The sequence below is a fragment of the Pseudomonas sp. FFPRI_1 genome (assembly GCF_055384485.1).
In genome coordinates, this window is record NZ_AP029168.1 from 16,408 (window position 1) to 43,338 (window position 26,931).

27 protein-coding genes and 1 pseudogene are annotated in these 26,931 nt (G+C 62.5%); 19 read left to right on the forward strand and 9 right to left on the reverse strand.

Translation table 11 applies throughout. The annotated features are described in order from the left end of the window. Positions 1–132 precede the first annotated feature (132 nt). A complete protein-coding gene (locus tag ACZ5BO_RS00080; RefSeq protein WP_025130831.1) occupies positions 133–1,626 on the reverse strand; it encodes an aldehyde dehydrogenase in 1,494 nt (497 codons plus the stop codon). 238 nt (positions 1,627–1,864) lie between these two features. Here ACZ5BO_RS00080 and ACZ5BO_RS00085 point away from each other — a divergent pair, with 238 nt between their 5' ends. Further along, the gene (locus tag ACZ5BO_RS00085; RefSeq protein WP_025130830.1) at positions 1,865–2,227 is read left to right on the forward strand and encodes a cupin domain-containing protein; all 363 of its coding nucleotides are present in this window, start codon (positions 1,865–1,867) and stop codon (positions 2,225–2,227) included. Positions 2,228–2,285: 58 nt separating this feature from the next. Here ACZ5BO_RS00085 and rpmG read toward each other — a convergent pair whose 3' ends face one another. Together rpmG and rpmB are read right to left on the reverse strand one after the other, a co-directional pair. Then, positions 2,286–2,441 (reverse strand): 50S ribosomal protein L33, encoded by a 156-nt coding sequence (rpmG, locus tag ACZ5BO_RS00090; protein ID WP_003177274.1) that lies wholly within the window; start codon positions 2,439–2,441, stop codon positions 2,286–2,288. An 11-nt stretch (positions 2,442–2,452) separates the two neighbouring features. After that, positions 2,453–2,689 carry a 50S ribosomal protein L28 gene (gene rpmB, locus ACZ5BO_RS00095; protein ID WP_011064219.1) on the reverse strand — a complete coding sequence of 79 codons (237 nt, stop codon included), beginning with the start codon at positions 2,687–2,689 and terminating at the stop codon, positions 2,453–2,455. Positions 2,690–3,233: 544 nt separating this feature from the next. Here rpmB and ACZ5BO_RS00100 point away from each other — a divergent pair. Beyond that, positions 3,234–4,817 (forward strand): ABC transporter substrate-binding protein, encoded by a 1,584-nt coding sequence (locus ACZ5BO_RS00100; protein WP_464697605.1) that lies wholly within the window; start codon positions 3,234–3,236, stop codon positions 4,815–4,817. Between the two features lie 62 nt (positions 4,818–4,879). Here the strand turns inward: ACZ5BO_RS00100 and radC are convergent, their stop codons facing one another. After that, positions 4,880–5,554 carry a RadC family protein gene (radC, locus tag ACZ5BO_RS00105; RefSeq protein ID WP_464697606.1) on the reverse strand — a complete coding sequence of 225 codons (675 nt, stop codon included), beginning with the start codon at positions 5,552–5,554 and terminating at the stop codon, positions 4,880–4,882. 132 nt (positions 5,555–5,686) lie between these two features. On the opposite strand from radC, the gene coaBC reads away from it, so the two are divergent. The 4 genes and pseudogenes from coaBC (at position 5,687) to argB (ending at position 9,948) form a co-directional block, all read left to right on the forward strand. After that, complete coding sequence (coaBC, locus tag ACZ5BO_RS00110; RefSeq protein ID WP_025130827.1) at positions 5,687–6,895, forward strand: bifunctional phosphopantothenoylcysteine decarboxylase/phosphopantothenate--cysteine ligase CoaBC; 1,209 nt, start codon at positions 5,687–5,689, stop codon at positions 6,893–6,895. A gap of 5 nt (positions 6,896–6,900) precedes the next feature. Next, entirely contained in the window at positions 6,901–7,356 is a 456-nt protein-coding gene (gene dut / locus ACZ5BO_RS00115; protein WP_025130826.1) for a dUTP diphosphatase, read from the forward strand. 261 nt (positions 7,357–7,617) lie between these two features. Next, positions 7,618–9,018: pseudogene (locus ACZ5BO_RS00120) on the forward strand (phosphomannomutase/phosphoglucomutase); the annotation flags it as partial. Positions 9,019–9,042: 24 nt separating this feature from the next. Continuing rightward, entirely contained in the window at positions 9,043–9,948 is a 906-nt protein-coding gene (gene argB, locus ACZ5BO_RS00125; RefSeq protein WP_025130823.1) for an acetylglutamate kinase, read from the forward strand. Between the two features lie 151 nt (positions 9,949–10,099). Here the strand turns inward: argB and pyrE are convergent, their stop codons facing one another. Continuing rightward, positions 10,100–10,744: an orotate phosphoribosyltransferase gene (gene pyrE / locus ACZ5BO_RS00130; protein ID WP_025130822.1), complete on the reverse strand. Its 645-nt coding sequence runs from the start codon at positions 10,742–10,744 to the stop codon at positions 10,100–10,102. An 81-nt stretch (positions 10,745–10,825) separates the two neighbouring features. On the opposite strand from pyrE, the gene ACZ5BO_RS00135 reads away from it, so the two are divergent. Then, positions 10,826–11,605, forward strand: coding sequence for an exodeoxyribonuclease III (locus ACZ5BO_RS00135; RefSeq protein ID WP_003176915.1), 780 nt, complete (start codon positions 10,826–10,828; stop codon positions 11,603–11,605). Between the two features lie 61 nt (positions 11,606–11,666). Here the strand turns inward: ACZ5BO_RS00135 and ACZ5BO_RS00140 are convergent, their stop codons facing one another. Further along, positions 11,667–12,035, reverse strand: coding sequence for a DUF4870 domain-containing protein (locus tag ACZ5BO_RS00140; RefSeq protein WP_025130821.1), 369 nt, complete (start codon positions 12,033–12,035; stop codon positions 11,667–11,669). Positions 12,036–12,065: 30 nt separating this feature from the next. After that, complete coding sequence (gene rph / locus ACZ5BO_RS00145) at positions 12,066–12,788, reverse strand: ribonuclease PH (protein WP_025130820.1); 723 nt, start codon at positions 12,786–12,788, stop codon at positions 12,066–12,068. A 272-nt stretch (positions 12,789–13,060) separates the two neighbouring features. On the opposite strand from rph, the gene ACZ5BO_RS00150 reads away from it, so the two are divergent. The 6 genes from ACZ5BO_RS00150 (at position 13,061) to ACZ5BO_RS00175 (ending at position 18,351) form a co-directional block, all read left to right on the forward strand. Next, positions 13,061–13,924: a YicC/YloC family endoribonuclease gene (locus ACZ5BO_RS00150; RefSeq protein ID WP_464697607.1), complete on the forward strand. Its 864-nt coding sequence runs from the start codon at positions 13,061–13,063 to the stop codon at positions 13,922–13,924. Positions 13,925–13,934: 10 nt separating this feature from the next. Next, a complete protein-coding gene (gmk, locus tag ACZ5BO_RS00155; protein WP_025130818.1) occupies positions 13,935–14,555 on the forward strand; it encodes a guanylate kinase in 621 nt (206 codons plus the stop codon). 168 nt (positions 14,556–14,723) lie between these two features. Further along, on the forward strand, positions 14,724–14,987 hold the full coding sequence (gene rpoZ, locus ACZ5BO_RS00160) for a DNA-directed RNA polymerase subunit omega (protein ID WP_025130817.1): 264 nt from the start codon (positions 14,724–14,726) through the stop codon (positions 14,985–14,987). 57 nt (positions 14,988–15,044) lie between these two features. After that, on the forward strand, positions 15,045–17,150 hold the full coding sequence (spoT, locus tag ACZ5BO_RS00165; RefSeq protein WP_025130816.1) for a bifunctional GTP diphosphokinase/guanosine-3',5'-bis pyrophosphate 3'-pyrophosphohydrolase: 2,106 nt from the start codon (positions 15,045–15,047) through the stop codon (positions 17,148–17,150). A 24-nt stretch (positions 17,151–17,174) separates the two neighbouring features. Further along, positions 17,175–17,555, forward strand: coding sequence for a RidA family protein (locus tag ACZ5BO_RS00170; protein WP_025130815.1), 381 nt, complete (start codon positions 17,175–17,177; stop codon positions 17,553–17,555). A 55-nt stretch (positions 17,556–17,610) separates the two neighbouring features. After that, positions 17,611–18,351, forward strand: a complete 741-nt coding sequence (locus ACZ5BO_RS00175) for a hypothetical protein (protein WP_464697608.1) — start codon at positions 17,611–17,613, stop codon at positions 18,349–18,351. Between the two features lie 46 nt (positions 18,352–18,397). Here the strand turns inward: ACZ5BO_RS00175 and ACZ5BO_RS00180 are convergent, their stop codons facing one another. Further along, the gene (locus tag ACZ5BO_RS00180; RefSeq protein ID WP_464697609.1) at positions 18,398–19,255 is read right to left on the reverse strand and encodes an NAD-dependent epimerase/dehydratase family protein; all 858 of its coding nucleotides are present in this window, start codon (positions 19,253–19,255) and stop codon (positions 18,398–18,400) included. Between the two features lie 189 nt (positions 19,256–19,444). Between ACZ5BO_RS00180 and exbB the strand changes: the two genes are divergently transcribed. The 6 genes from exbB to ACZ5BO_RS00210 all read left to right on the forward strand — a co-directional run bounded on the left by exbB (position 19,445) and on the right by ACZ5BO_RS00210 (position 26,270). Next, entirely contained in the window at positions 19,445–20,452 is a 1,008-nt protein-coding gene (exbB, locus tag ACZ5BO_RS00185) for a tonB-system energizer ExbB (protein ID WP_464697610.1), read from the forward strand. A gap of 6 nt (positions 20,453–20,458) precedes the next feature. Then, the gene (gene exbD, locus ACZ5BO_RS00190; protein WP_025130811.1) at positions 20,459–20,887 is read left to right on the forward strand and encodes a TonB system transport protein ExbD; all 429 of its coding nucleotides are present in this window, start codon (positions 20,459–20,461) and stop codon (positions 20,885–20,887) included. After that, the gene (locus tag ACZ5BO_RS00195) at positions 20,884–21,636 is read left to right on the forward strand and encodes an energy transducer TonB (RefSeq protein ID WP_025130810.1); all 753 of its coding nucleotides are present in this window, start codon (positions 20,884–20,886) and stop codon (positions 21,634–21,636) included. Before exbD ends, ACZ5BO_RS00195 begins: the two co-directional genes overlap by 4 nt. Before the next feature lie 148 nt (positions 21,637–21,784). Then, positions 21,785–22,705 carry a hydrogen peroxide-inducible genes activator gene (locus ACZ5BO_RS00200; RefSeq protein WP_025130809.1) on the forward strand — a complete coding sequence of 307 codons (921 nt, stop codon included), beginning with the start codon at positions 21,785–21,787 and terminating at the stop codon, positions 22,703–22,705. Between the two features lie 9 nt (positions 22,706–22,714). After that, positions 22,715–24,790 carry an ATP-dependent DNA helicase RecG gene (gene recG, locus ACZ5BO_RS00205; RefSeq protein WP_025130808.1) on the forward strand — a complete coding sequence of 692 codons (2,076 nt, stop codon included), beginning with the start codon at positions 22,715–22,717 and terminating at the stop codon, positions 24,788–24,790. 79 nt (positions 24,791–24,869) lie between these two features. Then, on the forward strand, positions 24,870–26,270 hold the full coding sequence (locus tag ACZ5BO_RS00210; protein ID WP_464697611.1) for an aminoacyl-tRNA deacylase and HDOD domain-containing protein: 1,401 nt from the start codon (positions 24,870–24,872) through the stop codon (positions 26,268–26,270). A 172-nt stretch (positions 26,271–26,442) separates the two neighbouring features. Here ACZ5BO_RS00210 and ACZ5BO_RS00215 read toward each other — a convergent pair whose 3' ends face one another. Beyond that, complete coding sequence (locus tag ACZ5BO_RS00215) at positions 26,443–26,826, reverse strand: hypothetical protein (protein ID WP_025130806.1); 384 nt, start codon at positions 26,824–26,826, stop codon at positions 26,443–26,445. Between the last annotated feature and the right edge of the window lie 105 nt (positions 26,827–26,931).

The following is a 26,931-nucleotide window of genomic DNA, read 5'->3' on the forward strand; positions in this document are numbered from 1 at the left end:
GGATCAGTGTTTCAGAAAGCACAGACAACACAGCCGGACTCCCCTTGCGGAAAGTCCGGCTGCGCTGCGGATCCGTCGGCCCTTGCCGGAGCAGGCGTCCTTACGGACGCCAGTCACTCCAGGCCTGAAGACTCAGAGCTTGATCCAGGTCGCTTTCAACTCGGTGTACTTGTCGAACGCGTGCAGCGACTTGTCGCGGCCATTGCCCGACTGCTTGAAGCCGCCGAACGGCGCCGTCATGTCGCCGCCATCGTACTGGTTGATCCAGACGCTGCCGGCACGCAGGGCCTTGGCGGTCTGGTGGGCCTTGGAAATGTTCGCGGTCCAGACGGCAGCTGCCAGGCCGTACGGGGTGTCGTTGGCAATCTGAATCGCCTCTTCCACGCTGTCGAAGGCGATCACCGACAACACCGGGCCGAAAATCTCTTCCTGAGCAATTTTCATCGCATTGCTGACGCCGTCGAAAATCGTCGGCTCGACGTAGGTACCGCCGGTTTCCTGCAGGGTACGCTTGCCACCTGCCACCAGCTTGGCGCCATCGGCGTGCCCGGCTTCGATGTAGGACAGCACAGTGTTCATCTGCTGGGTATCCACCAGGGCACCGACGTTGGTGGCCGGGTCCAGCGGGTTGCCCGGCTTCCAGCCTTTCAAGGCCTCGATCACCATGGGCAGGAATTTGTCCTTGATCGAACGCTCCACCAGCAAGCGCGAACCGGCGGTGCAGACTTCACCCTGGTTGAATGCGATGGCACCGGCGGCGGATTCGGCCGCAGCCTGCAGGTCCGGGGCGTCGGCGAAGACGATGTTCGGGCTCTTGCCGCCCGCCTCCAGCCAGACGCGCTTCATGTTGGACTCACCGGAATACACCAGCAGTTGCTTGGCGATCTTGGTCGAGCCGGTGAACACCAGGGTGTCCACGTCCATGTGCAGGGCCAGGGCCTTGCCGACAGTGTGGCCATAACCCGGCAGTACGTTGAGCACGCCCGCAGGGATACCGGCCTCCACCGCCAGGGCAGCGATGCGGATGGCGGTCAGCGGAGATTTTTCCGATGGCTTGAGGATCACCGAGTTGCCAGTGGACAGCGCCGGACCGAGTTTCCAGCAGGCCATCATCAGTGGGAAGTTCCAGGGCACGATGGCCGCGACCACGCCCACCGGCTCCCGGGTCACCAGGCCCAATTGGTCATGGGGGGTGGCGGCCACTTCGTCGTAGATCTTGTCGATGGCCTCGCCGCTCCAGCTCAGGGCCTGCGCTGCACCGGGGACGTCGACGTCCAGGGAATCGCTGATCGGCTTGCCCATGTCCAGGGTTTCCAGGAGCGCGAGCTCTTCGGCGTGCTTTTTCAGCAGGCCGGCAAAACGAATCATGGTGGACTTGCGCTTGGCCGGCGCCAGGCGCGACCAGACGCCGGAGTCGAAGGTGGCGCGGGCATTATCCACGGCACGTTGGGCATCGGCGGCGTCACAGCTGGCAATGGTTGCCAGCAGGCGGCCGTCTACCGGGCTGATGCACTCGAAGGTGTCATTGGAGACGGATGCGGTGTATTCGCCATTGATGTAGGCGCGGCCTTCGATTTTCAGGTCGCGGGCACGTTGTTCCCAGTCGGCACGGGTCAGGGTGGTCATACGAGTGTCCTCCTCTTATTTGTATACAAGCGCCATGCGAACGTTGCCGGCACTCCTGAAGAATTCTGCCCGGCCAGCCTGCTTTCGGCCAAAGGCACCCGCCACCCTAAACCAGCGACACCTGTACTTTCAATATATTTGACAAAGTCGCGGCAAACGCCATTGCTATGTGCATTTTAATAAACATAGACTTTGCCCTTCATAGCCACTCGCGCCGCAATCACGGGGGAATACAAGAATGAGCATCCACAACGTCGTCGACTTCAGCCAGGCCAATACCGAGGGCGAACGCTACCGTCCCGCGCCCGAGAAAGTACTCAAGGGCGACCCTGAACAAGCGGTGTTCAACCACTACGCCAGCCCATGCGCACAACTGAACGCCGGGATCTGGGAAGGCGCCGTCGGCCAGTGGACGGTGAACTTCACCGAGCACGAATATTGCGAGATTCTGCAGGGCGTGTCGGTACTGCGCGACCATGAAGGCAATGCCAAGACCTTGCGGGTCGGCGACCGCTTCGTGATCCCGGCCGGCTTCAAGGGCACCTGGGAAGTGCTGGAGCCCTGCCGCAAGGTCTACGTGGCCTTCGAACAGAAAGCCTGAATGACAGGCACAAAAAAACCCGCTTGAAGGCGGGTTTTTTTGTCAGAAGAAAAATCAATTACTTGATTTTGCCTTCCTTGTAGATCACGTGCTTGCGAACAACCGGATCATATTTCTTGATCTCGATTTTGTCCGGAGTAGTACGCTTGTTCTTGTCGGTAGTGTAGAAGTGACCAGTACCGGCGCTCGAGATCAAACGAATCAATTCACGCATGATTAGCTCCCTTAAACCTTGCCGCCATCGCGACGGATTTCGGCCAGCACGACATCAATGCCGCGCTTGTCGATGATACGCATGCCTTTGGCAGATACGCGCAGACGCACAAAACGTTTCTCGGACTCAACCCAGAAGCGGTGATGCTGCAGGTTCGGCAGGAAACGACGACGGGTTTTGTTGTTTGCGTGGGAAATGTTATTCCCAGTCACCGGACCCTTACCGGTAACTTGACAGACTCTAGACATGCCTCAGCCCTCTAAAACCACATGCCCAACCCGGCATGGGTTGGCCGCTTAATCTCTCAGTCATTTGGCGCCAGGCGCCGCGTTTCTTTAAGGGTCTTACCGGCTACACCTACAAGCGAAGGAACCGGGCCCCTAGAAAAGAGCGCTGCTTTATACCAGAAAGACCCAATAGCAACAACAACCGCTGTGGTCTGAATGACGAAAAGTCCTGATTTTCTTGCGCCGAACGCCTGCGGCAAAGGCTACCGTGGAAATCTACCGCTCGTCGCAGAATATATTCCAGCCTCTGCCAAGCGTCCCTCCCCTGCAGGTAACAACCCCGCCCCCGGGCCGTGGACGCCGTTCCAACGGGATCAATCTGCAGAAAATGCGGCCCCAGATGACCCGCCCTCACCCACAGCGCCACAAGCGGATCGCGAGCCACACGCCAGGTTCCGGCACAGGATGCAAAAGGGGATAGTCATTTTCCAGCAAGGCCACTAGGGTAAGGCATTTCCAGACTGCACTCGCAGATGGGCTTTCGATCTGCACAAGGAACCCGACCATGCGTCTCGCCGCCCTCCCGCTCCTGCTCGCCCCTTTTCTGAGCCCACTGGCTCAGGCTGCCGCGCTGAGCGTCTGCACCGAAGCCAGCCCGGAGGGCTTCGACGTGGTGCAGTACAACTCGCTGACCACCACCAACGCTTCCGCCGACGTATTGATGAACCGCCTGGTGGAGTTCGATGCCGCCAGCGGCAAGGTGGTCCCCAGCCTGGCCGACAGCTGGGAAGTGTCCAGCGATGGCCTGACCTATGAGTTCAAACTCCATCCCAAGGTCAAGTTCCACCGCACCGACTACTTCACTCCAAGCCGCGAGCTGAACGCCGAGGACGTGAAGTTCAGCTTCGAGCGCATGCTCGACCCGGTCCACCCATGGCACAAGATCGCCCAGAGCGGTTTCCCCCACGCCCAGTCCCTGCAGTTGCCCAGCCTGATCAAGAAGATCGATGCCCTGGACCCACTGACCGTGCGCTTCACCCTGGACCATGCCGACTCGACCTTCCTCGCCACCCTGAGCATGGGCTTTGCTTCGATCTACTCTGCCGAATACGCCGACCAGCTCCTCAAGGCCGGCACCCCGGAGAAGCTCAACAGCCAGCCGATCGGCAGCGGTCCGTTCATCTTCGGTCGCTTCCAGAAAGATGCCTCGATCCGCTACAAGGCCAACCGCGATTACTTTGCCGGCAAGCCGGCGGTGGACTCACTGATCTTCGCCATCACCCCGGACGCCAACGTGCGCCTGCAGAAGCTGCGGCGCAACGAATGCCAGATCGCTCTTTCGCCCAAGCCCCTGGATGTTCAGGCCGCCAGCGGTGACCCTGCACTGAAGATCGAAAGCACCGCGGCCTTCATGACCGCCTTCGTTGCCATCAACAGCCAGCACCCACCCCTGGACAAACCGGAAGTGCGCCAGGCCATCAACCTGGCCTTCGACAAGACTCATTACCTCAAGGCCGTGTTCGAAGGCACCGCCGAGGCCGCCAACGGGCCCTACCCGCCCAACACCTGGAGCTATGCCAAGGATTTGCCCGGCTACACGCACGACCCGGAAAAGGCTCGCCAACTGCTGGCCAAGGCTGGCCTGAAAAATGGCTTCGAAACCACCCTCTGGACCCGCCCTTCCGGCAGCCTACTGAACCCCAACCCCAGCCTGGGTGCCCAACTGCTGCAGGCAGACCTGGCGCAAGTGGGAATCCAGGCCGAGATCCGGGTAATCGAATGGGGCGAGCTGATCCGCCGGGCCAAGGCCGGCGAGCACGACCTGCTATTCATGGGCTGGGCCGGTGACAACGGCGATCCGGATAACTTCCTCTCGCCGCAGTTCACCTGCGCCGCGGTCAAGTCCGGCACCAACTTCGCCCGTTATTGCGATCAGAACCTCGACAAACTGATCACCGCGGGCAAGACCACCACCGAGCAGGGCGTACGCAGCAAGCTTTATCAGCAGGCGCAGACCCAGATCCAGCAGCAGGCACTGTGGTTGCCCCTGGCGCATCCCACCGCCTTTGCCCTGACCCGCAAGCAGGTCGAGGGCTATCAGGTGAGCCCCTTCGGGCGCCAGGACTACTCGAAGGTCAGTGTCCGGTAGGTCCGCGGCAAGCCTTCGGCGGCAAGTTTCAAGACCAGGTCGGTCCTGGACCTGCCGCCGATTCAGATCCAGCCGTACTCGGCCATCGACAACGGGTCGCCGTCGCCGACGATGAAGTGATCCAGCACCCGCACGTCAATCGACTCCAGCGCCTCCTGCAGGCGCCGGGTCACGACCCGGTCGGCCGGACTGGGCTCGGAGATGCCCGACGGATGGTTATGACAGAAGATGACCGCGGCCGCGTTATGCACCAGGGTGCGCTTGATGACCTGCCGCAGATACACCGTGGTGCTGTCGATGGAGCCTTGAAACAGCACCTCGAAAGCCAGCACACGGTGCTTGGTGTCCAGGAACAGGCAACCGAACACTTCGTGGGGCTCATGCCGAAGCATCGACTTCAGGTAATCGCGCACCACCAGCGGACTCTCCAGCGCGGACTGCCGATGCAGCCTCTCTGCCAGATGGCGGCGGGCCATTTCCAGCACCGCCTGTAACAGGGCATATTTGGCCGGCCCCAAGCCCAACTGCCGGGTGAAGGTCAACTGATCGGCCTCCAGCAACCTGCGCAGGCTGCCAAAGCGCTGCAACAGGTGCCGCGCCAGGTCCACCGCACTTTTGCCGGCCACTCCGGTGCGCAGGAAAATAGCCAGCAGTTCGGCGTCGGAAAGGCTTATCGCACCCTGCTCCAGAAGCCGCTCCCGCGGGCGCTCCGCCGCGGGCCAATCACGAATGCTCATCACACCTCCCTGTGCATGGCGCCGCTGTTCGGCAGCGGTCGCTGTGCTATCTTAGCCCCCTCTTTTTTGCGTGGTATTTCACCTGGGGAGGGGGCATGCCACGCAGCAATCACTGAACGGAAAGACAGGCCTATGCAGCGGCTGTATCGGAAACGCATCGTGCTCGGCGTCGGCGGCGGCATTGCCGCCTACAAGAGCGCGGAACTGGTTCGCCGACTCCTCGACCAGGGCGCCGAAGTGCGCGTGGTCATGACCCGGGGCGGCAGTGAGTTCATTACCCCGCTGACGATGCAGGCGCTCTCCGGGCACCCGGTCCACCTCGATCTGCTGGACCCGGCGGCCGAAGCCGCCATGGGCCATATCGAGCTGGCCAAATGGGCCGACCTGGTACTGATCGCCCCGGCCACGGCCGACCTGATCGCCCGCCTGGCCCAGGGCATTGCCGACGACCTGCTGACCACCCTGGTCCTGGCGACCGACGCCACCGTGGCGATCGCCCCGGCGATGAACCAGGCCATGTGGCGCGACCCGGCCACCCAGGCCAACACCCAACTGCTGCAAAGCCGCGGCCTGCGCGTGTTTGGCCCTGCCTCCGGCAGCCAGGCCTGTGGCGACGTAGGCCTGGGCCGCATGCTGGAGGCCACGGACCTGGTGCAATGCGCCGCCGATTGCTTCCAGCATCTGGCACTGACCGGCAAGCACCTGCTGATTACCGCCGGGCCAACCCAGGAAAACATCGACCCGGTGCGCTACATCACCAACCATAGCTCAGGAAAAATGGGCTTCGCCCTGGCCGAGGCCGCCGTCGAGGCCGGCGCCCGGGTGACCCTGATCACAGGTCCTGTACACCTGCCAACACCCGACAGAGTCACGCGGATCGACGTTGTCAGCGCCCGCGACATGCTTGCGGCTTGCGAAGCGGCCATCCCATGCGACGTTTTCATCGCCTCTGCCGCGGTCGCGGACTACCGCCCAGAAGTCGTCGCCCCACAGAAATTAAAGAAAGACCCTACGAAAGGCGACGGCCTGCTACTACAGATGGTGCGCAATCCGGACATCCTGGCCACCATCGCCGGCCGCCCGGATCGCCCTTTCAGTGTCGGTTTCGCCGCCGAAACCGAACACCTGCTCGACTACGCTGCACGCAAATTGAAGGACAAGAACCTCGACCTGATCGTCGCCAACGACGTGGCCAACCCGAGCATTGGCTTCAACAGCGAGGAAAACGCCTGCAGCGTGATTGACCGGGAGTTGCACGCAACTCTCTTCGCCCAGACCAGCAAGGGCAAGATTGCCCGCCAACTGATCTCTTTTATCGCCGAACGGCTGAACCAGGTTTAACTCGCATGCACGCTTTACAAGCCAAGATCCTCGACCCACGCATCGGCAATGAATTCCCCCTGCCGCAGTACGCCACACCGGGCTCCGCCGGCCTGGACCTGCGGGCCATGCTCAAGGAAGACACTGTCCTGGAACCGGGCCAGACCCTGCTGATTCCCACCGGCCTGTCGGTCTACATCGGCGACCCGGGCCTGGCGGCGCTGATCCTGCCGCGCTCCGGCCTTGGCCACAAGCACGGTATCGTGCTGGGCAACCTGGTGGGCCTGATCGACTCGGACTACCAGGGCGAACTGATGGTGTCCTGCTGGAACCGTGGCCAGACGGCCTTCAATATTGCCGTGGGCGAGCGCATCGCCCAACTGGTACTGGTCCCGGTAGTCCAGGCGCATTTCGAAGTGGTCGAGGCATTCGACGAAAGCCAGCGCGGCGCAGGCGGTTTCGGTCACTCCGGCAGTCACTGATAGCACTTCCCCGGGCCAGGCTCCCTGCCTGGCCCGATCAATGGCGACAGGGATTTCAGGATGAATGACCACCGACACCCAAGCATTGCCACGCCCCCTTCAAACAGGGCTCTTGAGCGGTCACGGTCAGGTCACCGCCCCTCAGATGGCACTTTCGCAGTACGAACTCTATGCTGAAAACGCCGTCATACCCTTCAGTTTGAGCCTGCCGGCCTACCATTCCACGGCCGTACTGCACCCCCTTCAGATGGAGCACCCTCAGTGATGAGCAACGCAGCTAAAGTCGCCCCGAAATTCCCCGACAGCATCTTTCGCGCCTACGACATCCGCGGCGTTGTACCGGAAACCCTGACCGCAGAGACCGCCTACTGGATCGGCCGCGCCATTGGCGCCCAGAGCCTGGCCCAGGGCGAGCCGAACGTTTCCGTAGGCCGCGATGGCCGCCTGTCCGGCCCGGAGCTGGTGGCACAACTGATTCAGGGCCTGTATGACAGCGGCTGCCACGTCAGCGATGTCGGCCTGGTGCCCACCCCGGCGCTGTACTACGCCGCCAATATCCTGGCCGGCAAGTCCGGGGTGATGCTCACCGGCAGCCACAACCCGTCGAACTACAACGGCTTCAAGATCGTCATTGCCGGTGACACCCTGGCCAACGAACAGATCCAGGCCCTGCACGAGCGCCTGAAGAGCAACAACCTGACCAGCGCACCGGGCAGCATCACCCAGGTCGACATCCTGCCGCGCTATGCCGACGAGATCACCCGCGACATCAAACTGGCCCGGCGCCTGAAGGTCGTGGTGGACTGTGGCAACGGCGCCGCCGGGGTCATCGCCCCACAACTGATCGAAGCCCTGAACTGCGAAGTCATCCCACTGTTCTGCGATGTCGACGGCAACTTCCCCAACCACCACCCGGACCCGGGCAAGCCCGAGAACCTCGAGGACCTGATCGCCAAGGTCAAGGAAACCGGCGCCGACCTGGGCCTGGCCTTCGACGGTGATGGCGACCGCGTCGGCGTAGTGACCAATACCGGCAGCATCGTCTTCCCCGATCGCCTGCTGATGCTGTTTGCCAAGGATGTGGTGGCACGCAATCCGGATGCGGAGATCATCTTCGACGTCAAATGCACTCGACGCCTGATCCCGCTGATCAAGGAGTACGGTGGTCGCCCGCTAATGTGGAAGACCGGTCATTCGTTGATCAAGAAGAAGATGAAGCAGACCGGCGCCCTGCTGGCCGGCGAAATGAGCGGGCACGTGTTCTTCAAGGAGCGCTGGTTCGGCTTCGACGACGGCATCTACAGCGCTGCGCGCCTGCTGGAGATCCTCAGCAAGGAGAAATCCACCGCGCAAGAGCTGTTCGCCACCTTCCCGGACGATATTTCTACGCCGGAAATCAATATCCATGTGACCGAAGAGAGCAAATTCAGCATCATTGATGCCTTGCATGACGCGCAATGGGGCGAAGGCGCCGACCTGACCACCATTGACGGGGTGCGAGTCGACTATGCCAAGGGCTGGGGCCTGGTTCGCGCCTCCAATACCACCCCTGTGCTGGTGCTGCGCTTCGAGGCCGATGACGAGGCCGAACTGCAGCGAATTAAGGACGTTTTCCACGCCCAGCTGAAACGTGTTGCACCTGATCTCCAACTACCGTTTTGATTGTTTGAAGCACCGGAGCCCTGAATGACCCTCGAACGCGATGCCGCCGCCAATACCGCCAAGGTCCTATCCGAAGCGCTGCCTTATATTCGCCGCTACGTCGGCAAGACCCTGGTGATCAAGTACGGCGGCAACGCTATGGAAAGCGAGGAGCTGAAGACCGGCTTCGCCCGCGACATCGTGCTGATGAAGGCTGTCGGGATCAACCCGGTGGTGGTGCACGGTGGCGGCCCGCAGATCGGCGATCTGCTCAAGCGCCTGTCGATCGAGAGCCATTTCGTCGATGGCATGCGCGTCACTGACGCGCAGACCATGGACGTGGTGGAGATGGTCCTTGGCGGCCAGGTCAACAAAGACATCGTCAACCTGATCAACCGCCATGGCGGCAGCGCCATTGGCCTGACCGGCAAGGATGCCGAACTGATCCGGGCGAAGAAACTTACCGTGACTCGCCAGACACCGGAGATGACCACCCCGGAAATCATCGACATCGGCCATGTGGGCGAAGTGGTCGGGATCAACACCGACCTGCTCAACCTGCTGGTCAAGGGTGATTTCATTCCAGTGATCGCACCCATCGGCGTCGGCGCCAACGGCGAGTCCTACAACATCAACGCTGACCTGGTGGCCGGCAAGGTGGCCGAGGCGCTGAAAGCCGAGAAGCTCATGCTGCTGACCAACATCGCCGGCCTGATGGACAAGTCGGGCAAGGTCTTGACCGGCCTGAGCACCCAGCAGGTGGACGAGCTGATTGCCGATGGCACCATCTACGGCGGCATGCTGCCCAAGATCCGCTGCGCACTCGAAGCGGTGCAGGGCGGGGTTGGCAGCTCGCTGATCATCGACGGTCGCGTGCCCAACGCGATCCTGCTGGAGATCTTCACCGATACCGGTGTCGGCACCCTGATCAGCAACCGCAAGCGTCCTTAAGCACCAGGCACAAAAAAGCCCTCGTCCGGGATCCCGGGCGGGGGCTTTTTTATCGACGCAATCTTTGTGGGAGCCGGCTTGCCGGCGAAGGCACTCTTGCGAGCAGCTCAAGGCCCAAAGGCCTCTTCGCCGGCAAGCCGGCTCCTACAGGTCAGATTCCGTATTGCGCGCGGTAGGCTTCCACCGCCGGCAGATGCTGCTTGAGCGCCGGATCGTCTGCCAGGAACTCGAGGACCTGGGTCAGGGACACGATGCTCACCACCGGAATGCCGAAGTCACGCTCGACTTCCTGGATCGCCGACAGCTCACCATTGCCACGCTCCTGGCGATTCAGGGCAATCAACACCCCGGCGGCCTTGGCGCCGTCCTGGGAGGCGATGATCTGCATCACCTCGCGAATGGCGGTGCCGGCAGTGATCACGTCATCGATGATCAGTACATCACCGGTCAGCGGAGCGCCCACCAGGCTGCCACCTTCGCCGTGGGCCTTGGCTTCCTTACGGTTGAAGCACCAGGGCAAGTCGCGCTGATGATGCTCGGCCAGGGCCACCGCGGTGGTCGCCGCCAAGGGAATACCCTTGTAGGCCGGGCCAAACAGCACATCGAAGGGAATGCCACTTTCAACGATCGCCGCAGCGTAGAAACGCCCCAGTTGCGCCAGGGCCGAACCGCTGTTGAACAGGCCGGCATTGAAGAAGTAAGGGCTGGTGCGCCCGGACTTCAGGGTGAACTCACCGAAGCGCAAAACCCCGCGATCGATGGCAAAACGAATGAAATCGCGCTGATACGCCTGCATGAAAAAACCCCAGATACCACGGATTTAGCTAATTAGGTAGAGCTCGGGTATCATACACGCACGTGATTTTTGGGGCCATTTATGCGGATCATCAGTGTGAACGTCAATGGTATTCAGGCGGCAGTCGAGCGTGGTTTGCTCAGTTGGCTGCAAGCACAGAATGCCGACGTCATCTGCCTGCAGGACACCCGCGCCTCTGCCTTTGAACTGGACGACCCAGCCTTCCAACTGGATGGCTACTTCCTTTATGCCTGCGATGCTGAAGTCCCTGCCCAAGGCGGTGTGGCTTTGTATTCGCGGTTGCAGCCGAAGGCGGTCATCAGCGGCCTCGGCTTCGAGACAGCCGATCGTTACGGGCGCTACCTGCAAGCCGATTTCGACAAGGTCAGCATCGCAACCTTGCTGCTTCCATCAGGGCAGAACGGCGATGAAGACTTGAACCAGAAGTTCAAGTTGATGGATGACTTCGCCCGCTATCTGGATAAACAGCGGCGCAAACGCCGCGAGTACATTTATTGTGGCTCGCTGTATGTGGCGCAACAGAAGCTGGATATCAAGAACTGGCGCGACAGCCAGCAATCTCCGGGCTTCCTGGCGCCTGAACGCGCCTGGATGGACGAGATCGTTGGCAACATGGGCTATGTCGATGCCTTGCGCGAAGTCAGCCGCGAAGGTGACCAGTACAGCTGGTGGCCGGATAACGAGCAGGCCGAGATGCTCAACCTGGGCTGGCGTTTCGACTACCAGTTGCTGACTCCCGGACTGCGCCGCTTCGTTCGCAGTGCACGCCTGCCGCGCCAGCCGCGCTTTTCGCAGCACGCACCGCTGATCGTGGACTATGACTGGACGCTGACTATCTAAGCGTCTTTTCATCGCCACAAAAAAGCCGACAGTGATGTCGGCTTTTTTGTGCGTGCCCGTTCTATTTGATCAGGCGCCAGGTGAAGGGATAGCGATAAGCCACACCTTCTCCCGCCTTGACGCCGCCGATGATGGTCAGCACCAGGGCGCCGATGGCAAGCAGGCCAAATAGAATGAAGCCGATGAACACGAACATCAGCAGGAAGCACACCGCCGAGGCGATCGCCACCGTCAGCTGGAAATTCAGTGCTTCCTTGCCTTGGGCATCGATGAAGGGGTCGGTTTCACGCTTGAGCTGCCAGAGAATCAACGGCCCGATCAAGGTGCCGAACGGCACCCAGATCCCCAGCAAGGCCGATAAATGGCAAAACATCGCCCACTGCCGAACCTCATGGCTCGGGGTAGGCAGCGGCAGTTGTTCATCGCTCATGGCGCTCTCCTTGCTGGGGACCGGCACTCATCAATCGGCGAGTGCAGCCTGTTGCAGTTGGAAGATCTCGGTCATGCCTTTCTGTGCCAGCGCCAGCATCGCGTTCAATTCCGCAGGCTGGAACGGTGCGCCCTCGGCGGTGCCCTGCACTTCGATGAAACCACCGGTGCTGGTCATCACTACGTTGAGATCGGTTTCGGCTGCCGAATCCTCCAGGTAATCCAGGTCAAGCACCGGCTCGCCCTGGTACATGCCCACGGACACCGCCGCGATCATCTGCTTGAGCGGATCGCCACCCTTCAGGCCGCCACGCTTCTTGATCACTTTCAAGGCATCGACCAGGGCAACCATGGCACCGGTGATCGAGGCGGTACGGGTGCCGCCGTCGGCCTGGATCACATCGCAATCGACATACAGGGTGACGTCGCCCAACTTGGACATGTCCAGGGCTGCACGCAGGGAGCGACCGATCAGGCGCTGAATCTCCAGGGTACGACCGCCCTGCTTGCCACGGCTGGCCTCACGCTGATTGCGCTCACCGGTAGCGCGCGGCAGCATGCCGTACTCGGCGGTCAGCCAACCCTGGCCCTGGCCCTTAAGGAAACGCGGCACGCCGTTCTCGACGCTGACGGTGCAGATCACTTTGGTATCACCGAACTCGACCAGTACAGATCCCTCTGCGTGTTTGGTGTAGTTGCGGGTGATGCGGATCGAGCGGAGCTGATCGGCAGCGCGACCACTTGGACGTTTCATAGGGGAACACCTGTACGAGGACGGAAAACTGCCGAGCATTATAAAGCCCGCAACTGCACCAGGGCACGCCCAAAAAGGCCGAAAGCACATTTGTACCTCAGATCGGTCCTGTTGCGACGACCTGCCGTCCATTGCCGGCACCAAGGTTTGGGGCCGCCCACCGCACTGCGCTACAATCCTGCGCCTTCGCCGCCTGTCGGCTTTAATTCATCACTATCAGGCCCGTTCAACCCGCACGTGGTTGGCGCCGGCACTGAATCGGAGGTACCTCCATGGTGCATAGCATGACCGCCTTCGCCCGGGTCGAACGGGCCGGTACCCAGGGCACCCTGAGCTGGGAGCTGCGCTCGGTCAACAGCCGCTACCTGGAGCCGCACCTGCGCTTGCCGGAAGCCTTTCGCGATCTTGAAGGCGCCGTTCGCGAAGCCTTGCGCCAGGGCCTTTCACGGGGCAAGGTCGAGTGCACCCTGCGCTTCACTGAAGAAACCGCCGGCAAGTCCCTGCAGGTCGATCGTGAGCGTGCTGCGCAACTGGTCGCTGCCGCCGAGACCGTGGCCAGCCTGATCCAGCAGCCTGCGCCGCTCAACCCACTGGAAGTTTTGGCCTGGCCAGGGGTGCTGGTGGCCGACGCCAGCGACCCGCAAGCCTTGAACAGCGATGCCCTGGCCCTGTTCAACCAGGGCCTGAAGGAGCTGAAGAATGGCCGCGAGCGCGAAGGCGCCGAACTGGCGCGCCTGATCAACGAACGCCTGTCCTCCATAGAGGAAGACGTAGTGACCTTGCGCGAGCTGGTCCCGCAGATGCTCGCAGCCCAACGCCAGAAAGTCCTCGACCGCTTCGCCGACATGCAAGCCGAGCTGGATCCGACCCGCCTCGAACAGGAGATGGTCCTGCTGGCACAGAAAAGCGACGTCGCCGAAGAACTCGACCGCTTGAGCACCCACATCATTGAAGTCCGCCGCGTACTCAAGTCCGGCGGCGCTGCCGGCCGGCGCCTGGACTTTCTGATGCAGGAACTCAACCGTGAAGCCAATACCCTGGGCTCCAAGGCCTTCGACCCGCGCAGCACCCAGGCTGCGGTCAACCTCAAGGTGTTGATCGAGCAGATGCGCGAACAAGTGCAGAACATTGAGTAAGGCAACTGACATGACCCACAGCACCGGCACCCTCTACATCATTTCCGCCCCCTCGGGCGCAGGCAAGAGCAGCCTGGTCAAGGCCCTGACCGACGCCAACCCGGAGATCCGCGTGTCGGTCTCCCACACCACCCGCGCCATGCGCCCGGGCGAAGTGAATGGCGTGAACTACCACTTCGTCGAACGCAGCGAGTTCGTGAAGATGATCGAGCACGGCGACTTTCTCGAGCGCGCGGAAGTGTTTGGCAACCTCTATGGCACCTCGCAAAGCCACCTGCAGCAGACCCTGGATCAGGGCCACGACCTGATCCTGGAAATCGACTGGCAGGGCGCCGAGCAGGTGCGCAAGCTGATGCCCCAGGCGCGCTCGATCTTCATCCTGCCGCCGTCATTGCAGGCCTTGCACCAGCGCCTGACCAACCGCGGCCAGGACAGCGACGAGGTCATCGAAGGACGGATGCGTGAAGCCGTCAGCGAAATGAGCCACTACGTCGACTACGACTACCTGATCATCAACGATGATTTCGCCCACGCGCTGGACGACCTGAAAGCGATTTTCCGCTCCAACCAGCTGCAACAGAAACGCCAGCAACAGCGCTTCGGCAAATTGCTGGCCGAACTGCTGGGTTAAAACAGCACTTCCCAAAACCGCTGCAAGCGCTTTACATTGGCACTTGCAGCGCGTTGAAGAGCTTGGTCAAAAAATCAGCGCTTCCCTAAACGCTGGTGATTTTTTAAACTGTTGAGTCCGCTCGCCCATCCGGGCAGCGCGCATATTGCATTTGCTACGAGGAAGACCATGGCCCGCGTAACCGTTGAAGACTGTCTAGAACACGTGGATAACCGCTTTGAGCTGGTCATGCTCTCTACCAAGCGTGCCCGTCAACTGGCCACCGGCGGCAAAGAGCCGAAAGTAGCATGGGAAAACGACAAGCCTACCGTTGTCGCCCTGCGCGAAATCGCTGAAGGCCTGATCGACTACGCAGCTATCGCCGAAGCCGAAATCGTTGAAGATGAACCGCTTTTTGCTGCTTTCGAGGACGAGTCCAACGAGACCGTCTGAGTCCATGCCTGGTCGACGTAGCACGGCGCGGGATCACAGCTTACGGCAGGAGATATCATGCCGAGCATAGACGCCCTCGCCGATCGCTTATCGACCTATCTCGGCACGGACCAGGTCAATCTGGTCCGCCGAGCGTATTTCTACGCCGAACAAGCCCATGACGGTCAACGCCGTCGCAGCGGCGAGGCGTACGTCACGCACCCCCTCGCGGTAGCGAACATTCTTGCCGACATGCACATGGACCATCAGAGCCTGATGGCCGCGATGCTGCATGACGTGATCGAAGACACCGGTATCGCCAAGGAAGCGCTGCAAGCGCAGTTTGGTGAAACCGTGGCCGAACTCGTGGACGGGGTCAGCAAACTGACCCAGATGAACTTCGAGACCAAGGCCGAAGCCCAAGCGGAAAACTTCCAGAAGATGGCCATGGCCATGGCCCGCGATATCCGCGTGATCCTGGTCAAACTGGCGGACCGCCTGCACAACATGCGCACCCTGGAAGTGCTATCCGGCGAGAAGCGCCGCAGGATCGCCAAGGAAACCCTGGAGATCTACGCTCCCATCGCCAACCGCCTGGGCATGCACAGCGTCCGTATCGAATTCGAAGACCTGGGCTTCAAGGCGATGCACCCGATGCGTTCCGCGCGGATCTACCAGGCGGTCAAGCGCGCCCGGGGCAACCGCAAGGAAATCGTCAACAAGATCGAAGAATCCCTGAGCCACTGCCTGGCCATCGATGGCATCCAGGGCGAGGTCAGCGGTCGCCAGAAACACCTGTATGGCATCTACAAGAAGATGCGCGGCAAACGCCGGGCCTTCAACGAGATCATGGACGTCTATGCGTTCCGCATCATCGTCGACAAGGTAGACACCTGCTACCGCGTGCTCGGTGCTGTACATAATCTGTACAAACCGCTGCCGGGACGCTTCAAGGACTACATCGCCATTCCCAAGGCCAACGGCTACCAGTCGCTGCACACCACGCTGTTCGGCATGCACGGGGTACCGATCGAGATCCAGATCCGCACCCGGGAAATGGAAGAAATGGCCAATAACGGCATCGCCGCCCACTGGCTGTACAAATCCAGTGGCGACGAACAGCCCAAAGGCACCCACGCCCGCGCCCGCCAGTGGGTCAAGGGCGTGCTGGAAATGCAGCAACGCGCCGGCAACTCCCTGGAATTCATCGAGAGTGTGAAGATCGACCTGTTCCCGGACGAGGTCTACGTGTTCACGCCCAAAGGCCGGATCATGGAGCTGCCCAAAGGCTCCACGGCGGTGGACTTCGCCTACGCGGTGCACACCGATGTCGGCAACAGCTGCATCGCCTGCCGGATCAACCGGCGCCTGGCGCCACTGTCCGAACCCCTGCAAAGCGGTTCCACGGTGGAAATCGTCAGCGCCCCGGGCGCACGCCCGAACCCGGCCTGGCTCAACTTCGTGGTCACCGGCAAGGCCCGCACCCACATTCGTCACGCCCTCAAGCTGCAGCGCCGTTCCGAGTCCATCAGCCTCGGCGAACGCCTGCTGAACAAGGTGCTCAACGGCTTCGACAGCTCTCTGGAAAAAATCCCGGCAGAACGGATCCAGGCCATCCTCCAGGAATACCGCCTGGAACTGATCGAAGACCTGCTGGAAGACATCGGCCTGGGCAACCGCATGGCCTATGTCGTGGCTCGCCGCCTGCTGGGCGAAGGCGAACAGCTGCCAAGCCCGGAAGGCCCGCTGGCGATCCGTGGCACCGAGGGCCTGGTCCTGAGCTACGCCAAATGCTGCACGCCGATCCCTGGCGACCCTATTGTCGGCCACCTGTCGGCCGGCAAAGGGATGGTGGTGCACCTGGACAACTGCCGCAATATCAGCGAAATCCGCCACAACCCGGAAAAATGCATCCAGCTCTCCTGGGCCAAGGATGTCACCGGCGAGTTCAACGTCGAGCTGCGGGTCGAGCTGGAGCATCAGCGCGGCCTGATCGCGCTACTGGCCAGCAGCGTCAACGCTGCCGACGGCAATATCGAGAAAATCAGCATGGACGAACGCGATGGTCGCATCAGCGTGGTCCAACTGGTGGTCAGCGTGCACGACCGCGTGCACCTGGCCCGTGTGATCAAGAAACTGCGCGCCCTGACCGGGGTCATCCGCATCACCCGCATGCGTGCGTAGCCCGCCCATTACAAGGAGTCATTCATGACCAAGACTGTAATCACCAGCGACAAGGCCCCAGCCGCCATCGGTACCTACTCCCAGGCGATCAAGGCCGGCAACACTGTCTACATGTCGGGCCAGATCCCTCTCGATCCAAAGACCATGGAACTGGTGGAAGGCTTCGAAGCCCAGACCGTCCAGGTGTTCGAGAACCTCAAGTCGGTGGCCGAAGCCGCTGGCGGTTCGTTCAAGGACATCGTCAAGCTGAACATCTTCCTCACCGACCTGAGCCACTTCGCCAAGGTCAACGAGATCATGGGCAAGTACTTCGAACAGCCCTACCCAGCCCGCGCCGCCATTGGCGTGGCCGCCCTGCCAAAGGGCTCGCAGGTTGAAATGGATGCCATTCTGGTCATCGAGTAACACCCGCGGCGCAGCTCTTCAGGCTGCGCCGTTTTCGTTCTGAAAGGATTTCGTCATGCGCAAAGCGCTAGCTGTTTCGCTGCTCGCCGTATTGCTCGGCGGTTGTGCCAGCGACCCCGCCAAAAACGATGTTGGCGGCATCTGGATCAATCAGGTAGCGATCGACGCAGCCTCCAAAGGTGGCCCTTTGCGTGAAGCCCTCCAGGCTTACGGCCCGAACCTGGAGTGGGAACTCAACACCAAGGCTGGCCAGGCCCGCTACACCAATGGCTTCGAAACCGTCGAAGGCAAGATCATCGGCGACGGCGCAAGCCCGGCCAAGGTCGAGTTCTATGGCAGCGCCGCCACTGAACTCAAGCGCAGCGGCAAGCAATTGCTGCAAGTGGCCAACGACAACGAACCCGAACAGGTCTTCGACCGGCCCAAGGAGCCCGCTCCCGAAGGTGCGCCACTGGGCGCCAACTTCGAGCGCGCCTTGTACTCGGCCTACCTGGGGGGCAAGTGGAAGATCGTCAACGGCCCAGGCCTTGGCAACGAAGTGCAGTTCCAGGCAAACGGTGCGGTCCAGGGCCTGCCCGGGGCTGATCGCTACGCCTTGTGCCTGGCTGGCGACTGCGCCTCCATGAGCGGCGGCAACGACAGCATCTGGCTGCAGCTCAATGGCCAGGGCAACTCATGGATCTTTGTGCGCAAGGATCAACAGCTGGAAATTTTCCAGGCAGTGAATACCGCCCTGGCCGACGAAGTGCCTTCGTTGACCCCGGGCAGCCAGCAGTGGTTGCTGGAAAAGCAGTAAGCCTCCCGCAGCTGCCGCACGCGGCAGCTGCGAACGGGCCGGCGAGTCAGCCCTGCCCTTCGAGAATCGCCGCATAACCCTCGCGATAACTCAGGTAGCGCGGCACCCAACCCAGTGCTCGCGCCCTGGCATTGCTGCAACGCTTGCTGCCCGTGCGACGAACGCTGGCATCTGCCGCCCACTCGGTCACCCCCAGGTATTCACGCAACCAGCCGACCACCTCGGCCAACGGCGCAGGCGAATCGTCGACGCCTATGTAGCAGTCATCCAATGCCGCACCGCGCTGGTCGGCCTTGAGCAGAAACGCCAGCAGGCCTGCTGCATCGTCAGCGTGAATCCGGTTGCCGTACAGCGGCGGATCGGTCTCCACCCGATAGCCTCGCCGCACCTGGGTCAGTAGCCACTCACGGCCCGGACCGTAGATACCGGTAAGACGCACCCGGCTGGCGGGAATCCCGCTGTCCAGGGCCAACTGCTCCGCTTCCAGCATGACGCGACCTGAGTAGGCTTCCGCCTCGGCGGGAGAAGCCTCGTCGACCCACTCACCGTCCTTCTGCTCGTAGACGCTGCTGCTGGATACGAACAGCAGGCGCTTGGGCCGCTGTCCACGCTCCCCGAGCCAGCCCAGAACATGCTGCAAGCCCTCGACATAGGCGGCGCGATAACCGGCCTCGTCATGCTCGGTGGCCGCAGCGCAGTACACCAGATAGTCCGGGGCAGCATCGGGCCAGTCCGCCGGGCATTGCTTGCTGAACAGGTCACCCGCCACGGCCTTGACCCCCTGGGGCAGGCGCGCCACGTTGCGGCGCAAGCCATGAACCTGCCATTGCTCGGCCAGCAACTGAGTCGCCAGGCGACTCCCGACATCACCGCAGCCGGCGATCAAAACAGAGGGGGAGGACATCAGAAAACTCCTTTCATAAAGGCCAAGACTAGCCTCGGCGATGGACGAACGGCTAGCAATCGAGGAAAAAAAGATACTCTATTACTTCTGTTAACAAGAATTACTTGCAATAATGATCGCCCATTTTGTTCTCGGCCCTGCGAGGCCTAGAAGGACATCCAACCCTTTTCTCCTCTCAGGTCCGGCAGCATGACAAGCAATCAACTCTCCGCCTCGCCAACCAAACGCCCAAGCCCGCTGCGCGCCATGAGCGCGGTTGCAGCGCTGCTGTGCAGCCTGCTGCTGGCACCGACCGCAGCCTTCGCCGATCAGCACGCCCCGGTCAGCGCACCTGCCGCACCTGCTGCCACGGCCCCCGCCGCCGAACACCCGGCCACCGATCCTGCCGCTCCGGTGGTGACTCCGGTCGCCGGCGAGCCGACCCAGGCCGAAGGTCTGCCGGTAGCAGGCGAAGATGCTCCCGAGGTTCTCGAGGCCGACAACACCCTGGGCATGGCCCACGACCTGTCGCCCTGGGGCATGTACCAGAATGCCGACATCATCGTGAAACTGGTGATGATCGGCCTGGCCATTGCCTCGATCATCACCTGGACCATCTGGATCGCCAAAGGCTTCGAGCTGATGGGCGCCAAGCGTCGTCTGCGCAGCGAAATCGCCGCACTGAAAAAAGCCACCACCCTCAAGGAAGCCAGCGCCACTGCAACCAAGGAAGGCACCCTCGCCAACCTGCTGGTGCACGACGCCCTGGAAGAAATGCGCCTTTCGGCCAACAGCCGTGAGAAAGAAGGCATCAAGGAGCGCGTCAGCTTCCGCCTCGAACGCCTGGTAGCCGCCTGCGGCCGCAACATGAGCAGCGGCACCGGCGTGCTGGCCACCATCGGTTCCACTGCGCCGTTCGTCGGCCTGTTCGGCACCGTGTGGGGCATCATGAACAGCTTCATCGGCATCGCCAAGACCCAGACCACCAACCTCGCCGTGGTTGCCCCAGGCATCGCCGAAGCGCTGCTGGCCACCGCCCTGGGCCTGGTTGCCGCGATTCCGGCCGTAGTGATCTACAACGTCTTCGCCCGCTCCATCACCGGCTACAAGGCCCAGGTCACCGACGCCTCGGCCGAAGTCCTGCTGCTGGTCAGCCGTGACCTGGACCACCAGCCGCAAGAGCGCTCCGCACAACCGCACATGGTGAAAGTGGGGTAATCAGCCATGGGCTTGCATTTGAAAGAAGGCGCAGGCGACGACCTGGCCGAAAACCACGAGATCAACGTCACACCGTTCATCGACGTGATGCTGGTGCTGCTGATCATCTTCATGGTGGCTGCCCCCCTGGCCACCGTGGACATCAAGGTCGACCTGCCCGCCTCCAGCGCCAAGCCGGCGCCACGGCCAGAGAAGCCGGTGTTCCTCAGCGTCAAGGCCGATCAACGCCTGTTCCTGGGCGAAGATGAAGTCAAGGCCGAGACCCTGGGCGCCATTCTCGACGCCCGGACCGAGGGCAAGAAAGACACGACAATCTTCTTCCAGGCCGACAAGGGCGTGGACTACGGCGACCTGATGAGCGTCATGGACACCCTGCGGGCCGCCGGATACCTGAAAGTCGGCCTGGTCGGACTTGAGACGGCAGCCAAGAAATGATCACGACGCGCCAAAGACTGACGCGTTACAGCGGTAGCCTGGCGGTGGTGCTGGGCGTCCATGCGGTGGCGATCCTGCTCGCCCTCAACTGGTCCAAGCCACAGCCGATACCCGTTCCACCACAAGCCATGGTGGTCGAGTTGGCGCCTGCCCCTGTGCCGCCTCCACCGGCACCACCGAAAGTGGTGACCCCGCCGCAACCGCCCGCGCCGGTGGAGGAACTGCCGCTGCCCAAGCTGGCCGAAGCCCCGAAACCGACTATTTCGGTACCCAAGCCGGTCAAGCAGAAACCCAAGCCCCAACCGCCCAAGCCGGTGGAGAAAATCGAGCCGCCCAAGGAAAAGCCTTCCGAGGAAAAGCCCAGCGACGCCCCGGTAACGCCTTCGCCGTCCAAGCAGCCTGCACCTGCAACCCCTGGCCCCTCCCCGGCCCAGGCAGCAGCCAAGGCCAACTGGCAGGGTGAACTGCAAGCTCACCTGGCGAAGTACAAACGCTATCCGGGCGAGGCCCAGCGCCGTGGCAAGGAAGGCACCAACTCGCTGCGCTTCGTGGTGGATGCCGAAGGCAAGGTACTGTCCTATGAGCTGGTCAACCGCTCGGGCAACGCCGATCTGGACCGGGCCACCCTGGAAATGATCCGCCGCGCCCAGCCGCTGCCCAAACCACCCGCCGACATGCTCAACAATGGCAGCGTGGAGATCACCGCCTCGTACAACTACGAGATCGACAGGAGTCGCGGCCGCCGCTGACCACCGCAAGGGCACCTTCCAAGGTGCCCTTTGCACATCGGGAGACCGGCCGAGACATTGACGGGTTCCGCGCTCCACCCTCAGTCTGATAACGTGCGTCTATCGATTGCAGTCGGTATGCTTGGCCGCAACCTCATGGATGCCCGCTATGACCCTTACAGAATTGCGCTACATCGTTACCCTCGCCCAGGAGCAGCACTTCGGCCACGCGGCCGAGCGTTGCCATGTCAGCCAACCCACCCTGTCGGTCGGCGTGAAAAAGCTAGAAGACGAACTCGGTGTGCTGATTTTCGAGCGCAGCAAGAGCGCGGTGCGCCTGACACCGGTGGGTGAAACCATCGTCGCCCAGGCGCAGAAGGTCCTGGAACAGGCCCAGGGCATCCGTGAACTGGCCCAGGCCGGCAAGAACCAGCTGACCGCGCCCCTCAAGGTCGGAGCTATCTATACGGTCGGCCCCTACCTGTTTCCACACCTGATTCCACAACTGCACCGGGTCGCCCCGCAGATGCCGTTGTACATCGAGGAAAACTTCACCCACGTGCTACGGGACAAGCTGCGCAACGGCGAACTGGACGCGATCATCATCGCCCTGCCGTTCAATGAGTCCGATGTCCTCACCCTGCCGCTGTACGACGAGCCGTTCTACGTGCTGATGCCCAGCGGCCACTCCTGGACCAAGAAGGAAACCATCGACGCCAACCTGCTCAATGACAAGAGCCTGTTGCTGCTGGGCGAAGGCCATTGCTTCCGCGACCAGGTCCTGGAGGCCTGCCCGACCCTGACCAAGGGCAATGACGGCGCCAAGCACACCACCGTGGAATCCAGTTCCCTGGAAACCATCCGCCACATGGTCGCTTCCGGCCTGGGCATCTCGATCCTGCCGCTGTCGGCAGTGGACAGCCATCACTACGCTCCCGGGGTGATCGAGGTCCGTCCACTGACCCCTCCGGTGCCTTTTCGCACCGTGGCCATCGCTTGGCGTGCAAGCTTCCCGCGGCCCAAGGCCATCGAGATTCTCGCCGACTCGATCCGCCTGTGCTCGGTGGCCAAGCCGCCCGCCGCGACTTAAGCGGTCGCGATGACTGAGCTGTCGAAAGTGCCGGTCACGGCACTCAAGGGCGTTGGCGAAGCCATGGCCGAGAAACTGGCCAAGGTCGGCCTGGAAAACCTCCAGGACGTGCTGTTTCACCTGCCCCTGCGTTATCAGGATCGTACCCGCGTGGTGCCGATCGGTGCCTTGCGCCCCGGCCAGGACGCGGTCGTCGAAGGCACCGTCAGCGGCGCCGATGTGGTCATGGGCAAGCGCCGCAGCTTGCTGGTGCGCCTGCAGGATGGCACCGGTGGCCTGAGCCTGCGCTTCTACCATTTCAGCAATGCACAGAAAGACGGCCTGAAACGCGGCACCCGGGTGCGCTGCTACGGTGAAGCGCGCCCCGGCGCCTCGGGCCTGGAGATCTACCACCCGGAATACCGGGCCATCAGTGGCGATGAACCGCCGCCCGTGGACCAGACCCTGACACCGATCTACCCCCTTACCGAAGGCCTGACCCAGCAGCGCCTGCGCATGCTCTGCCAGCAGAGCCTGGCACTGCTTGGCCCTCGCAGCCTGCCCGACTGGCTGCCCCAGGAACTGGCCCGGGACTACCAACTGGCACCCCTGGACGACGCGATCCGCTACCTGCATCACCCGCCTGCGGACGCCGATGTCGACGAGCTGGCCCTGGGTCACCACTGGGCGCAGCACCGCCTGGCCTTCGAAGAGCTGCTGACTCACCAGTTGTCCCAGCAACGCCTGCGGGACAGCCTGCGCTCGCAACGCGCCCCGGTGCTGCCGGTGGCCAAGAAGCTGCCGGCCCAATACCTGAAGAACCTGGGCTTTGCCCCCACCGGCGCACAACAGCGGGTCGGCAACGAGATCGCCTACGACCTGAGCCAGCCGGAGCCGATGCTGCGGCTGATTCAGGGCGACGTCGGTGCCGGCAAGACCGTGGTCGCCGCCCTGGCGGCCCTGCAAGGGCTGGAGGCTGGCTATCAGGTGGCCTTGATGGCACCCACCGAGATCCTCGCCGAACAGCACTTCATCACCTTCAAGCGCTGGCTCGAGCCCCTGGGCCTGGAAGTCGCGTGGCTGGCCGGCAAGCTCAAGGGCAAGAACCGGGCCGCGGCGCTGGAGCAGATCGCCGCCGGCGCGCCGATGGTGGTCGGTACCCATGCGCTGTTCCAGGACGAAGTACGCTTCAAGAACCTGGCCCTGGTGATCATCGACGAACAGCACCGCTTCGGTGTCCAGCAGCGCCTGGCCCTGCGCCAGAAAGGCGTGGGCGGCCGCTTGTGCCCGCACCAGCTGATCATGACCGCGACCCCGATCCCGCGGACCCTGGCCATGAGCGCCTATGCCGACCTGGACACCTCGATCCTCGACGAACTGCCCCCCGGGCGCACGCCGGTGAACACCGTCCTGGTGACCGACAGCCGCCGCATCGAGGTGATCGAGCGGGTGCGCGCCGCCTGCGCCGAAGGGCGCCAGGCCTATTGGGTCTGCACCCTGATCGAAGAATCCGAAGAGCTCACGTGCCAGGCCGCCGAGACCACCTTCGAAGACCTCTCCAGCGCCCTGGGCGAACTGCGGGTGGGGCTGATCCACGGCCGTATGAAGCCTGCGGAGAAAGCCGCGGTGATGGCCGAGTTCAAGGCCGGCAACCTGCAACTGCTGGTGGCCACCACGGTGATCGAGGTGGGGGTCGACGTGCCCAACGCCAGCTTGATGATCATCGAGAACCCGGAGCGCCTGGGCCTGGCGCAACTGCATCAGCTGCGCGGGCGGGTCGGGCGCGGCAGCGCGGCCAGCCACTGCGTGTTGCTCTATCACCCGCCGCTGTCACAAATCGGCCGTCAACGCCTGGGCATCATGCGCGAAACCAATGACGGCTTCGTCATTGCCGAGAAGGACCTGGAGCTGCGTGGCCCCGGCGAAATGCTGGGTACCCGCCAGACCGGCCTGCTGCAGTTCAAGGTTGCCGACCTGATGCGCGACGCTGACCTGCTGCCCGCCGTGCGCGACGCCGCCCAGGTACTGCTGGAGCGCTGGCCGGACCATGTCAGCCCGCTGCTGGAACGCTGGCTGCGCCATGGCCAGCAATACGGCCAAGTGTGAACCAAGCCTCAGTTAATGGACCAATGGCATAACCAAGCTGGTTATACTCGTCAAATTGTAGAAAAGCGGATACCAGACCATGACAGAAGTTGCCCTCGCCACTGCAACCCCACACGCTCCGTCTGTTATCCGGTTGCTGCTCGGCAAACTGGCCATCAGCTACAACGAGGTGATCGACCAGCCAGGCCTTCCGGCGGCCCGTCGGGTCCAGGCGGTCTTGCTGGACGACGCCGTCGGCGCGCTGATGGTGCTGTTCCCGCAGAGCCAGTTGCTGGACCTCAATCGCCTTGCCGAGCTCACCGGCCGACGCCTGACGGCGGTGTCCACCGAGCGCCTGGAGCGCATGCTCGGCAAGCACAGCCTGAGCCTGCTGCCCGGCCTGCCGGCACTGACCAGCTCCCCCTGCCTGTATGAAGAAAGCCTGCTGCGCGAACCCAGCCTGCTGATCAATTCCGGCGAGCCAGGCGTGCTCCTGGAGATCACCCGCGACGCCTTCAAGAGCATGCTCAGCAAGGCCAGCGCCGGCCACTTCGGCGAGCCGGTGACCAGCATCCGCCCCAACCTCGACCGCCCGGACGACGACCGCGAAGAGATCACCCAGGCGATGCAGGCCTTCACCGCGCGGCGCATCCAGCAGCGCCTGGAAGCCACCATCGAGATCCCGCCCCTGGCGGAAACCGCACAGAAGATCATCAAGCTGCGGGTCGACCCCAACGCCACCATCGACGACATCACCGGCGTGGTGGAGACCGACCCGGCCCTGGCCGCGCAAGTGGTCAGCTGGGCGGCGTCGCCGTACTACGCATCCCCGGGCAAGATCCGCTCGGTGGAGGACGCCATCGTCCGCGTGCTGGGTTTCGACCTGGTGATCAACCTGGCCCTGGGCCTGGCCCTGGGCAAGACCCTGAGCCTGCCCAAGGACCAGCCGCAACACGCCACGCCCTACTGGCAGCAGTCGATCTACACCGCCGCGGTGATCGAAGGCCTGACCCGTGCCATGCCCCGGGCCCAGCGTCCGGAAGCCGGGCTGACCTACCTCGCCGGCTTGCTGCACAACTTCGGCTACCTGCTGCTGGCCCACGTGTTCCCGCCGCACTTCTCGCTGATCTGCCGGCACCTGGAGGTCAACCCGCACCTGTGCCACAGCTATGTCGAGCAGCACCTGCTGGGCATCAGCCGCGAGCAGATCGGCTCCTGGCTGATGCGCTACTGGGACATGCCGGAGGAGCTCTCCACCGCCCTGCGCTTCCAGCACGACCCAAGCTACGACGGCGCCTACGCCGAATACCCGAACCTGGTGTGCCTGGCGGTGCGCCTGCTGCGCAGCCGGGGCATCGGCTCCGGCCCCCACGAAGAAATTCCCGACGCCCTGCTCGAACGCCTGGGGCTGAGCCGCGACAAGGCCGATGACGTGGTGAGCAAGGTGCTGGAAGCCGAAGTACTGCTGCGGGAACTGGCTTCGCAATTCAGCCAGGCCTGAAACACTGCGCCGCCTCGATAACGGGCGGCGCCAACGGTGTTATGAGTGCTGCCGCAGGCCGGGACCGGCCTGGCTCGGCAGGCGCCACTCTCGAAAGCCTCGCAAGCCCCTCTGCCCCGTCCCGTTCGAATCTGTTCGCAGCCTGCGACAACCACTGCAAAGCCTTCGGGACTCAAGCCTTGGGCTTGGCCTTCTTCGGCTTCAGGTATTTGGTCAGGCCCTGGAACCAGATCACCAGCGCCGGGTTGCCCTTGATCTGGATCGACTTGTCCTGGATGCCGGTCATGAATGCCAGCTGCTTGTTCTTCGCCTGCAGGGTCTCGAAGCCGTAGGCGGCATCCTTGAAGGCAATGGCGAACGCAGGCTCGGGGTAGAAACCCGAACGACTGGTAACGCGCTGATCCTTGACGAAGAAGTGACGAGCAACCTTGCCGTCGAGCGTCTGCAGCTGGAACACCAGCTCCTTGTCACCCAACTGTTGCTGAAAGGCAGGATTGTTGCGGCTGGCTTTGCCCATCAACAGGCCAAGCACCCAGAGAAGAAAACGGAATTTCATGCGCGGCGCCTCAGTGGAATTATTGGATGGCCGGCGCAGTTTAACCTGTAACGCGAAGAGCGCCAGCCGATCTGTTCGATGGCTCGAAGATCGACTGGCGTTCAA

Bases quoted from the DNA above. Each gene is read 5' to 3' on its own strand.
- ACZ5BO_RS00080 (WP_025130831.1), bottom strand. From the start codon at position 1,626: ATGACCACCCTGACCCGTGCCGACTGGGAACAACGTGCCCGCGACCTG.
- ACZ5BO_RS00085 (WP_025130830.1), top strand. From the start codon at position 1,865: ATGAGCATCCACAACGTCGTCGACTTCAGCCAGGCCAATACCGAGGGC.
- rpmG (WP_003177274.1), bottom strand. From the start codon at position 2,441: ATGCGTGAATTGATTCGTTTGATCTCGAGCGCCGGTACTGGTCACTTC.
- rpmB (WP_011064219.1), bottom strand. From the start codon at position 2,689: ATGTCTAGAGTCTGTCAAGTTACCGGTAAGGGTCCGGTGACTGGGAAT.
- ACZ5BO_RS00100 (WP_464697605.1), top strand. From the start codon at position 3,234: ATGCGTCTCGCCGCCCTCCCGCTCCTGCTCGCCCCTTTTCTGAGCCCA.
- radC (WP_464697606.1), bottom strand. From the start codon at position 5,554: ATGAGCATTCGTGATTGGCCCGCGGCGGAGCGCCCGCGGGAGCGGCTT.
- coaBC (WP_025130827.1), top strand. From the start codon at position 5,687: ATGCAGCGGCTGTATCGGAAACGCATCGTGCTCGGCGTCGGCGGCGGC.
- dut (WP_025130826.1), top strand. From the start codon at position 6,901: ATGCACGCTTTACAAGCCAAGATCCTCGACCCACGCATCGGCAATGAA.
- argB (WP_025130823.1), top strand. From the start codon at position 9,043: ATGACCCTCGAACGCGATGCCGCCGCCAATACCGCCAAGGTCCTATCC.
- pyrE (WP_025130822.1), bottom strand. From the start codon at position 10,744: ATGCAGGCGTATCAGCGCGATTTCATTCGTTTTGCCATCGATCGCGGG.
- ACZ5BO_RS00135 (WP_003176915.1), top strand. From the start codon at position 10,826: ATGCGGATCATCAGTGTGAACGTCAATGGTATTCAGGCGGCAGTCGAG.
- ACZ5BO_RS00140 (WP_025130821.1), bottom strand. From the start codon at position 12,035: ATGAGCGATGAACAACTGCCGCTGCCTACCCCGAGCCATGAGGTTCGG.
- rph (WP_025130820.1), bottom strand. From the start codon at position 12,788: ATGAAACGTCCAAGTGGTCGCGCTGCCGATCAGCTCCGCTCGATCCGC.
- ACZ5BO_RS00150 (WP_464697607.1), top strand. From the start codon at position 13,061: ATGGTGCATAGCATGACCGCCTTCGCCCGGGTCGAACGGGCCGGTACC.
- gmk (WP_025130818.1), top strand. From the start codon at position 13,935: ATGACCCACAGCACCGGCACCCTCTACATCATTTCCGCCCCCTCGGGC.
- rpoZ (WP_025130817.1), top strand. From the start codon at position 14,724: ATGGCCCGCGTAACCGTTGAAGACTGTCTAGAACACGTGGATAACCGC.
- spoT (WP_025130816.1), top strand. From the start codon at position 15,045: ATGCCGAGCATAGACGCCCTCGCCGATCGCTTATCGACCTATCTCGGC.
- ACZ5BO_RS00170 (WP_025130815.1), top strand. From the start codon at position 17,175: ATGACCAAGACTGTAATCACCAGCGACAAGGCCCCAGCCGCCATCGGT.
- ACZ5BO_RS00175 (WP_464697608.1), top strand. From the start codon at position 17,611: ATGCGCAAAGCGCTAGCTGTTTCGCTGCTCGCCGTATTGCTCGGCGGT.
- ACZ5BO_RS00180 (WP_464697609.1), bottom strand. From the start codon at position 19,255: ATGTCCTCCCCCTCTGTTTTGATCGCCGGCTGCGGTGATGTCGGGAGT.
- exbB (WP_464697610.1), top strand. From the start codon at position 19,445: ATGACAAGCAATCAACTCTCCGCCTCGCCAACCAAACGCCCAAGCCCG.
- exbD (WP_025130811.1), top strand. From the start codon at position 20,459: ATGGGCTTGCATTTGAAAGAAGGCGCAGGCGACGACCTGGCCGAAAAC.
- ACZ5BO_RS00195 (WP_025130810.1), top strand. From the start codon at position 20,884: ATGATCACGACGCGCCAAAGACTGACGCGTTACAGCGGTAGCCTGGCG.
- ACZ5BO_RS00200 (WP_025130809.1), top strand. From the start codon at position 21,785: ATGACCCTTACAGAATTGCGCTACATCGTTACCCTCGCCCAGGAGCAG.
- recG (WP_025130808.1), top strand. From the start codon at position 22,715: ATGACTGAGCTGTCGAAAGTGCCGGTCACGGCACTCAAGGGCGTTGGC.
- ACZ5BO_RS00210 (WP_464697611.1), top strand. From the start codon at position 24,870: ATGACAGAAGTTGCCCTCGCCACTGCAACCCCACACGCTCCGTCTGTT.
- ACZ5BO_RS00215 (WP_025130806.1), bottom strand. From the start codon at position 26,826: ATGAAATTCCGTTTTCTTCTCTGGGTGCTTGGCCTGTTGATGGGCAAA.